The organism is Paenarthrobacter sp. NPDC057981, from assembly GCF_042886835.1.
Taxonomy (GTDB): domain Bacteria; phylum Actinomycetota; class Actinomycetes; order Actinomycetales; family Micrococcaceae; genus Arthrobacter.
The window spans coordinates 1-8,847 of sequence record NZ_JBHVQI010000045.1; the positions used below are offsets into that span (position 1 = coordinate 1).

Annotated in this window: 10 protein-coding genes; all 10 read right to left on the bottom strand. The window is 63.6% G+C overall.

Annotated features, from left to right (window positions below; translation table 11 throughout):
* Positions 1–184 precede the first annotated feature (184 nt).
* The 10 genes from ACFVSI_RS21880 to ACFVSI_RS21925 all read right to left on the bottom strand — a co-directional run bounded on the left by ACFVSI_RS21880 (position 185) and on the right by ACFVSI_RS21925 (position 8,354).
* Positions 185–1,474 (bottom strand): hypothetical protein, encoded by a 1,290-nt coding sequence (locus ACFVSI_RS21880; protein WP_387828535.1) that lies wholly within the window; start codon positions 1,472–1,474, stop codon positions 185–187.
* Between the two features lie 171 nt (positions 1,475–1,645).
* On the bottom strand, positions 1,646–1,906 hold the full coding sequence (locus ACFVSI_RS21885; protein WP_387828538.1) for a GlsB/YeaQ/YmgE family stress response membrane protein: 261 nt from the start codon (positions 1,904–1,906) through the stop codon (positions 1,646–1,648).
* A gap of 74 nt (positions 1,907–1,980) precedes the next feature.
* A complete protein-coding gene (locus ACFVSI_RS21890) occupies positions 1,981–2,874 on the bottom strand; it encodes a serine/threonine-protein kinase (protein ID WP_387828541.1) in 894 nt (297 codons plus the stop codon).
* The gene (locus ACFVSI_RS21895) at positions 2,871–3,272 is read right to left on the bottom strand and encodes a hypothetical protein (protein ID WP_387828544.1); all 402 of its coding nucleotides are present in this window, start codon (positions 3,270–3,272) and stop codon (positions 2,871–2,873) included. Before ACFVSI_RS21895 ends, ACFVSI_RS21890 begins: the two co-directional genes overlap by 4 nt.
* 101 nt (positions 3,273–3,373) lie before the next feature.
* A complete protein-coding gene (locus tag ACFVSI_RS21900) occupies positions 3,374–3,895 on the bottom strand; it encodes a MarR family winged helix-turn-helix transcriptional regulator (RefSeq protein ID WP_387828547.1) in 522 nt (173 codons plus the stop codon).
* A gap of 76 nt (positions 3,896–3,971) precedes the next feature.
* The gene (locus tag ACFVSI_RS21905) at positions 3,972–5,036 is read right to left on the bottom strand and encodes an FUSC family protein (protein ID WP_387828550.1); all 1,065 of its coding nucleotides are present in this window, start codon (positions 5,034–5,036) and stop codon (positions 3,972–3,974) included.
* A 149-nt stretch (positions 5,037–5,185) separates the two neighbouring features.
* On the bottom strand, positions 5,186–6,436 hold the full coding sequence (locus ACFVSI_RS21910; protein WP_387828553.1) for a hypothetical protein: 1,251 nt from the start codon (positions 6,434–6,436) through the stop codon (positions 5,186–5,188).
* A complete protein-coding gene (locus ACFVSI_RS21915; protein ID WP_387828556.1) occupies positions 6,433–6,948 on the bottom strand; it encodes a hypothetical protein in 516 nt (171 codons plus the stop codon). Before ACFVSI_RS21915 ends, ACFVSI_RS21910 begins: the two co-directional genes overlap by 4 nt.
* A 1-nt stretch (position 6,949) precedes the next feature.
* The gene (locus ACFVSI_RS21920; RefSeq protein ID WP_387828559.1) at positions 6,950–7,798 is read right to left on the bottom strand and encodes a hypothetical protein; all 849 of its coding nucleotides are present in this window, start codon (positions 7,796–7,798) and stop codon (positions 6,950–6,952) included.
* 100 nt (positions 7,799–7,898) lie between these two features.
* A complete protein-coding gene (locus ACFVSI_RS21925) occupies positions 7,899–8,354 on the bottom strand; it encodes a hypothetical protein (RefSeq protein WP_387828562.1) in 456 nt (151 codons plus the stop codon).
* Between the last annotated feature and the right edge of the window lie 493 nt (positions 8,355–8,847).

Consider the following 8,847-nt stretch of genomic DNA (forward strand, 5'->3'; position numbering starts at 1 on the left):
TGTGTGGCTGACAGGAATTACTTTGCCGGGCCCGGATCAAGAACAAATCCTGCAAACCCGCAACACTTCCTCAGGAAACCCTCAAGAAAACCGCAGCCGCCCTCAGCACCAGGTGAAACACCCATTTTGAGCCCTTGAACGGCACCGGAAACGGCCGCCGTCACGTTGTCCGCCGCAGTGAATGTCAGGTGTTCAGCAGCCCAAGCACCGGCAAGGCAACCGCCGTCGACAACGCCATTGCGGCAGTATTGCCGATCACCGGGTGAAATCCGACCGGCAGCCGCGCGGAAATAGCCCGGGCGATCGGGGGCGCCAGGACAGCGCCCAATACGGCCCCGCCGATGATCCCCGTCCACGAACCTCCCGAGGCCAGAACGGCAGCGGGAGCCACCGACACCACGGATGCGTACGTCGCGGCCCAGCCTTCGTCCCGGTACCAGCGCCGCCACAGGACGACACCGACAGCTGAGGTCAGGGCTTGCGCGAACAGGATGTGGGGCAGCAAGGCGGAACCGTACGACGGCAGTCCGGGATCGATCACGAACGCCGCGGACACACCCAGGATCACTCCCAGAGCGGCCAGTTCATTGGCGAAGAAGTGCGTTTCCGTGAAGTCCTTGAGGACGCGGCGCGCGGCCCGGGCGGCGTCATTGAGGACTGATTGGTCAACGCCCGACGCCGGGTGGTTGCCTACCGGTGCAGGCCGCGGTCTCCGCAGGACAAGCCAAGGCAGCTGCCGGGCAATCGAGAATGCGATGACGGAGCCAGTTGCCATTGCCAGGACGCTGCCGACGACCGGGGGCAAGCCCAGCGGGGTGGACAGAACAGCGATGAAGAACAACGCCAAGGGCGTCACGATGCCGGCTCCCAACACTGCCCCTGTGGCGCAGGTCCGCCACCCGGGACCATAAAGGAGGACCATGGCGGGCGCGACGCAAACGAAAGGGGCGAACGTTGGCTGCCAGCCGCCGTCGAGCATCCATCCGAACGCGAGGTTGGACAGCAGCAGGCTCAGCGACGCCGACCCCAGCACCCAGGGCCACAGCCCGGTGTCATAGCTCAGGGAGCCGGCCCACCTCTTGCTGGCGCGGGCAAGCCGCCAAGCCAGCGCGGCGCCTGCGAGCAGACCCAACGCTGCCATCTCCGACTTGTAGAACAGGGGTTCGGTCATGTCGCCGAGGAACCATCCCAGGCTGGACCACAGGGAGTCGTTGGCCGCAGCCGGCCCTGACATTGGAAGCGTCCCGGATGAAGGCTGCGCCAGAAGCTGGAGAAGCAAGGACAACAGGCCCACTGCTGCGGCCATGCCGAACGCCCCCAATGCCGTACCCGCTGCGCCGTAGCCATGGATGTTTGCCGGAGCCTCAGCTGTTTCAAGAGCCCGAGCTGTTGCAGGAGCCTGTCCTGTTTCGGGAGCCTGTTCTGTTTCAGGGAGCGCGGCGGCGGCAGGCGTGTCGGCTGAAGAGTGCGTCATTGGTGACCCTTGGCGTGCGGAAGTGTGGTGACTTCGAGCAGCGTAGCGGAACTGTTGATGCCACCCGCAGTCGCCGCCGTACGGGGTATTTGTGACCGTAAAACCGCCCACCAAAGCAAAAAGGCCCTGGCCCCGCAGCGTGAGCCGCGGAGCCAGGGCCTTTCTGGAAAGCTACGCCTTCTTGCGGGTCAGCAGTCCCCAGATGATGAGGACCAGCAGAGAACCGCCGATGGCGAGAAGCCACGTCGAGAGCGACCAGAACTGGTTGATGCCCACGTTGAAGAGCGCGCTGCCGATCCAACCGCCCAGGATGGCCCCGACGATGCCGAGCAGCAGCGTGGCGATCCATCCGCCGCCCTGCCGGCCGGGCTTGATGGCCTTGGCGATGGCTCCAGCAATCAAGCCCAAAACAATCCAACCGATGATGCCCATTTTCCATTCTCTCTTTCGTAAGGAGGTCCCAGTCCGGCATAAGGACGCATGCCGGATGTTGACCTGATTGTTGGCTACCAGCTGAGTCGTCGGAACATTCCGACAACCTGGCTGGCAGACGGCCTGCCGGCAGGTTCGGGGTCGGTCATGGCATGAAGCACCATGGACCAGCGCCGCCGGACCGTGCCGGGAATACGGGGTTCCCCAAGAGTCCTTGCAACCATGGACTCAAGGGGAGGGCCAGGAAATGCTTTCGTACCGGTCAGGCACTCGAGGGCAACCAGACCGAGCGAATAGATATCACTGGCAGCTGTGGACGTTCCGCCACGGACCTCTTCCGGACTGAGGTAATGCGGGGTGCCGGAAGACGAGGACGTTGTGGAAGGAGCGCCGCTGATGGCAATTCCGAAATCTGTCAATTGCGCGACGCCGGGGCCACCGCGGTCCGCTGCGAAGTTCACCAGGATGTTGCCGGGCTTGATGTCGTTGTGGACGATCCCCTTGCGGTGGATGTAGGCGAGTGCTCGTGCAATGCCGCCCATCCACTCCGCTGTTTCACGCGGCGTTGCCGGCTGCTGGTGCAGGATGCTCCGCAGATCCTTTCCTTCCGCCAACTCCATCACCAGGAAGTTGCGGCTCTCTGCGCCGTGATCTTCCCCGGTGGCGCCGGAATCGAGGACCCGAACGATGTTCTTGTGCCGCAGCCGCCCGTGGATACCCACTTCCCTGCGGAACGGGACATCACTGACGGGGTCAGGGTTCCTGAAGATCTTGACGGCCACGGCACTACCTGTGTGGAGGTCGAGCGCCTCTTTGACGTAGGCTTCCGAGCCTCCACCCAGGGGACCAGCCAGACGGTACCGGCCAGCGACCACTACCTCCGGGTGCGCCGCGGCTCCGGGGTGCACAGCGCATTCACTTGCGGCTCCGCGATCAGCGCGGACAGCCGCAACGTCGAGCGTTGTCACCCGAGGAGGGTTTCGATTTCGGCAGCAGGGATTCCTGCTACCTCTGCAAGGGCACTGGGGTTGACGCCGGCGTCAACCGCCTTCTTGAAGGCCAGCGTGAGGGTGTTCTGGGAAATGGCCAGCTCGTGCTGGAGGCTCTGCCTGCGAAGGGCCGCGATCCATACGGCGCTCACGGGATCCAGGGCATCGATGTCCATCCGGAAGCCGCATCCGCAAGCCCATTCGGGCCAGATGGGTTCCACGGAGACCCACTTCATGGCGTCGTAAGCGGGTCCGGCGGAGATGGCCATGTGCGACCCACAGTGCACGGGTCCCATGGGAACTACTTGGTCCGTGAGAACTTCCACGGCGGTTTCAGCCACTGGTGCGGAGCTTTGTTCACGCAGCGAAACTGTCATCGTTCTTCCACACATTCACTAGTAAGTAGCTTGGCTATCTAGTTATATGTGTACTTATGAATAATGTCCAGTCCGGCCGGCCCGCTCAGGCCGGGTTTCCGTCATGCAGCAGCGATGCCGTCGATCGCCTTTCTCATGCGCCGGAGGAACTCCACTACCAGCGCAGCATCCTCGCCGCTTAGGGCCTCAGCGGCCTCCATCATCCGTGCATGCATCTCCCCCAGCGTGCTGCGCACTTCCTCGTCCGATCCCGGGGTGGGGCGCAGGATGAGGGCGCGCCGGTCAGTGGGATGGGGCTCCCTGACCACGTACCCCGACCTCACCAGACGATCGACGAGCGAGGTCATGGACGCGGACGTTACGCCGAGCCGGACGGCAAGCTCCTTGGGTCCGACGTCGCGGCCGGCACGCTGGGCTTCAAGAAGGTACCGCAAAGCCAGCAGGTCGGTTTCACCCATCCCCATGGATGCGCGCGTGCGGCGCCTCATCTCCGCTTCCGCGGTCCGGTAGTCCCTGAGTGCGTTCAGGACATCCACCGCGCCCATCTGCTTGCGGCTCTCCAGCCCGTACCAATAGCCCTGACGTTCGCTTATGTCGGTCATCACCAGTCCTTTGGTAGACATGTATCTCGCTTGTCTAACCAATTAATACTAGGCGATGTCGTTGCTTTTTGCTTGTCGAGTGACTAACGCAACTCCCTCAAGGGGCGTGGTGACGAATTCTTGCACGTCGCCAGACAGCGGGAGCAAGCACTACTCCAACGCCGACGGCGGCACCAATGACGGTCTCCACAATGCGGTCGCGCAGCAACAGTGCCGGATCCACCGGAGCGGCAAGGAGCGTGGCGAACAACGCCAACGGTGTCACGAACACCTGCGCCACGAGGTACTGGCGGGCGATGAACATTTCCGCACCAAACTGGCACACCGCAATCACCAGGACCATGGCCCACGGCGCGGGATTCAGCCACAGAATGCCGGCCAGCAGCACGAGCCCAAGCACAGTACCGGCGATTCTTTGGATGCCGCGGCTGACCCTGTGCCGGGTTGAGTGGCCCACCAGGGGAACCACCGCCGCAACCATCGCCCAATACGTGTGACCGAAGCCGAGCCGCTCCCCCACCAGCGTGGCGATCGTTCCCGCCAAGCCGGCAGCCACCAAATAACCGCCGCCTTCCAACCAGATCGCCCGGCGCTCGGCGGGGGTGTGCCGAATGGGTGGCGGACGTTTCCACGGAGTCCTGTGACTCTTGACCACGCGGGCCGACATGCCGATCAAAAGGCAAAGAACCGTGGTCCCCACAGCGACCAGGAGGGCTTCCCCAAGCGGGGGCTGGGCCGGAATCGAGGCGATGGCGGCAAAGGCGAAGATGTGAAAGAGGGAGCCGCCCGGCCGCAAACGCCACGCAGCCACCACCACCGAACATACGCCAGCAACGACGGTCGTAGCGCCGGTCAGAAACCATGAATAGGCCGCACCTTCGATGCCCCATGCATGGGCAAGACGGGCAGTCAGTGTGGCCAGGAGAATGATGAAAAGCATGAAACCGCCGGCCCGCAACTGGCTCCGGAACCGGACGCTATGGGGTTCGTTGCGCCCATAGATACCCGTAAAGGCACCAAACGAGGCAAACACCGCGAGGTCCAGGCGGCCGATCAGCATCAGCGTGATCAGCGGGACGAACACACCTACTGCGCAGCGGAGGGCGGGATGGTGGTCCTTGTTTCCAGGACCCATCGTGAACATTTCCGCTACAGCCTTCAAGGGGCGGCTCGCCTTTCGTCGCAGGATCAAACGTACGACGGCGGCGCTGGCGTCCGCTCTCAAGGTTACGCCCGGGCTGCTGGGCTACTGCGGCTTACGGGGCGGATAGTGCCACGCATCACGAACTTGTGGTGCGTGGCCGTCTGGGTCTAAAAGCCACCCGGGGATGCGTTGGTAAACGTTGTGGGGTTGAGAGGGTTGCCTGCGATGTCGGTGAGGACCGATGCGGCGGTGAGGGTTGCGGCAGCTGCTGCTACTGATGTGTTTGCAGTTCCCGAGGCTCCACCCAGCGTTATGGTGAGCGTCTTGACCCCGGCCGCCGGGTTCCAGATCACAGAGGACGCGTTACTGCCGTTTCCTCCAAAGGTCATGGCACTGCCTGCGTAGCCACTGGTCATCGCCAGGCTTCCGAGATTCAACGTGCAGGCGTTGGTGGTGACTGTGAGGACGTTCTCGGCGCTCACATTAACCGTCACCTGTCCGTTGCCGCCGAGGGTCTGCGTGCCAGTGTTACTTGTCCAGGCGTTGCAGATGGTGCTGGCCTTCAGTGACTCCGAGAAGGTAATGGTGACGGTATCGTTCTTATCGATCTTGCCGGCGGTTCCACCGTTGCCCAGCTGGACATTTGTAATGGTCGGGGCTGTCGCATCCTTGGACGACGTCGCAGTTCCGGCGACGCTGACGTTTCCGGCCGCGTCAGTGGCCTTGGCCGAGTAGTTGATCGTGCCGTCGGCAAATCCCCTGACATCAACCGACGCGGCCGTCCAGTTCCCTGAACCATTCACCGTGATCGTCTGCGATATCGGCTGGCCACCTGTACCTGAAACAGTGAGGGTGACCGACGAGTTGGCCTCGGCGGTGCCACTCACCGGAACCTTGTCCGCGAGGGCCGCATTGATCACGGCGACGGCGTTGATCACCGGGGCGTTGGGCGGCGTGGTGTCCGTGATGGGGGTGGTCCCCGCACTACGGGCGCTCTCGGCACCCTGCCAGAGGGCCAACATGGGCGTCACAGCGTAGTACCAGGTGCCGGCCGGGACGTTGGACTCGGTGCAGGAAAGAGCGGAAATCGTACCTTGGCACGTTCCTGTGGCGGCCACCCGCGTACCGCCGCTGAGCGAACTGTAGCGGCCGATGCTGTAGCCGGTCACTGACTTGCCGGCCGCCGTCGTACTGGCCGCCCAGTTGACCGTCACGGTGGTGCCGGTGACGATGGTGGTCGGCTTTGCCCCTTGGGCCACGGAGTCGGCCTTCGCGGCGCCGAAGCCGCTGCTGACGGAACCCCAGAAGGCGCTGGCCGCAGGGCTGGCAAAGGAGATGAGGAGCATGCCCAAGACAATGACCATGAGGCGGTTCCACCGTCCCATGGTGATGCGCGAAGGCTGACGGTCCTGGCTCACTTCCGTACCTCCAGCGTCACGGGGATGGCGAATTGGGCGCCTTGGCAGGCGGACATGGATGTGGCGCCCATGCTGGCTGCACCCTGCAACGTCACCAGGATGGAGCTATTCGCCGCGATGGTGATGGGCGGGCTGAGCGGCGCGGCGGGGGGTGTGAAAGTTACTCCGGTGGTGGTGCAGGACGCGTGGGCGTCGTCGACAGAAACAGTCCCGTTGGCTGCGAATCCGTAGATCGTGACCGCATGGGGATTGGGGTTCGTGGCGCGCACCAGGACGTCGGCGCTTCCTCCGGGAACCAAACTGGTTTGCACGGTGTCCCCAGGGACAAGGGCGCTCACCGTAACATTCTGCATCGTGCCATTGGTAGAAGACCCGCTCCCGACGCCGGAAGCGGTCCAGTAGGCGTAGGCCGTTCCAACCCCACCAAGCACACACAGAGCTACTGTGGCTGCGGCGGTTCGTGCAAGTCGGCCAGATGCGGCGATACGCGGTGTCCGGGCTGTGGTCTTCATGTCAGTTGCCTTGTCCCGTCCCGGAGTACGTGAGCTGGATGGTGGCGCCTTTGCAGCCATCCTGGAGTTTGGGAGTGTCGAGCATGGTGATCCGGGGCCAGCTTGATTCCGGCACGCGGAGCGCTGAAAGTGTTCGAACACCGGGGTCCACTGCCAACGGATATGCGCCGGAGTATTGGGTGAGTTTGTAGTCAGCCGTAGTGCAGGGAAGGTTGGCCGCGATTGCCGCCTGGGTTCGGACCACCTGGCTGATGGACACGGAAAGATTGGTCACGGCGATGCTCTTTTTCTCCGGGTTGGAGATCTCCAGTTCGATGGACTGTGAGACACCCGGTGCGAGCAAGCCCTTCACTGTCCCCGTTACGCCGAAATTCCGCTTGACTTCCAGGACCTGCAATTGGCCGGGTGCCGTGTTGGACACGACCGTTCCGCTGCTCGCCTTGACCGTGAAATCGGTCTTGGCAACCGGCGTCGTGGTGGCAGTGCCGACGGTCAGCGTCGCCTGGGCGGTGCTTCCGGAGGTGAGGTAAACCGACGCCGGAGCGAAACTGGCGGTGGCGCCGGCCGGCAGGCCGCTGGCTGAAAACGCAACAGTTCCGACGAATCCCCCCGTTGACGTGGCCGACACCGTGAACGTGGCAGCTTGTCCCTGGTCAACCGTCCGGCTCGACGGCGACAACGCCACAGTGATGCCCACCGGCGCTTTTGCCGCGCTTCCCTGCCCGCTTCCCTGGCCGTTGCTGGCAGCGAGGGCCGCAATCGGCGTGACGGCCACCAGCAGGGCCAGCAGCAACGCACGCAGGACTCCACCTCGGTGGAACGGTACGGTGCGCTCTGGGCGGTGGTCCATGGAAGCTCTTTTCGGACGTTGGCTTGCGTGCTTTTGGAGAAGGCGGGGAACAGAATGGTCCGGGGTCCGCCTTCACAAGGCGGACCCCGGCGTCGAGGTCTTAGAGGCTGCCGACGGTGACCGTCACGATGGCCGACTTGCAGGCATCCTGGTTGACGGTGGTGCTGTCGTTGAACTTCAGCGTTCCGGAACCGACCTGGGTACCGGTGCTGTTGGCCGCGACGGGGCTGTTGGACGTGACGGCGGTGACTTCGAACCACGCAGGCAGACAGCCGGCCACATTGGTGGTCACCGAGGCGTTCAGCGCGCCCACCACGGTGCTTGAGGTGGTGGAGTTGTCAGCGGTGTACGTCACCGGGACGGAGTTTCCCGGAGCGAGGCCGCCCGCGAAGGTGGCGTGCAGGGTGACGGTTCCGCCGCCGGACGAGTTGGTAGCCGTTCCGGTGCCTGAGCCTGTGGTGGTCCAGTAGGCGTAGGCGGCTCCGCCACCCACTGCTACCAGTGCGACGCCTGCGACTGCGGCGGTGACCCGGCTCTTCTTGGAAAGCTTGCGCATGATGTGACTCCTTGGTTGATCTGGTCCGGGGAGCCGCAGTGCAACCCCCAGCATCCGGCCTTTGCTGGCGGATGAAGCGATGCACCCAATGGTTCAGGCATGGCAAGTCCGATGGCCAGGAATCGGAATACCTCAATTTTTCGTTCGAACAAGGCACCTCAATACCCACCTGCGGGATGCGAGTACTCGCCTTCTCGGCCCGGACTACTTAGTAAGGCTGCTGTCATCCCAGCCGTGGCGGGACAGGCGGTACTCGCCTTCTCGAAGGGTGTCCAAGTAGTGGACGGCGCCTCGGCATAGGCTCTGGGCAGCAGCCCGGCGTTGCTGCGCCAACATTGTGCTCATCTTGAGCAAAAATTGCGCTGGTGTTCGATGGTTTCGCCGCCGTGTCATAAACCACGACGGCGGTCGGTCGCCTTGTTAAGGCGACCGACCCCCCGCGGAAACTTTATTATTTGGCAGACCCGCACCCCCCCCCCGGCTTCGCAGCCGG

Coding starts and splice junctions, on each gene's coding strand:
- ACFVSI_RS21880 (WP_387828535.1), bottom strand. CDS start 1,474: ATGACGCACTCTTCAGCCGACACGCCTGCCGCCGCCGCGCTCCCTGAA.
- ACFVSI_RS21885 (WP_387828538.1), bottom strand. CDS start 1,906: ATGGGCATCATCGGTTGGATTGTTTTGGGCTTGATTGCTGGAGCCATC.
- ACFVSI_RS21895 (WP_387828544.1), bottom strand. CDS start 3,272: ATGACAGTTTCGCTGCGTGAACAAAGCTCCGCACCAGTGGCTGAAACC.
- ACFVSI_RS21900 (WP_387828547.1), bottom strand. CDS start 3,895: ATGTCTACCAAAGGACTGGTGATGACCGACATAAGCGAACGTCAGGGC.
- ACFVSI_RS21915 (WP_387828556.1), bottom strand. CDS start 6,948: ATGAAGACCACAGCCCGGACACCGCGTATCGCCGCATCTGGCCGACTT.
- ACFVSI_RS21920 (WP_387828559.1), bottom strand. CDS start 7,798: ATGGACCACCGCCCAGAGCGCACCGTACCGTTCCACCGAGGTGGAGTC.
- ACFVSI_RS21925 (WP_387828562.1), bottom strand. CDS start 8,354: ATGCGCAAGCTTTCCAAGAAGAGCCGGGTCACCGCCGCAGTCGCAGGC.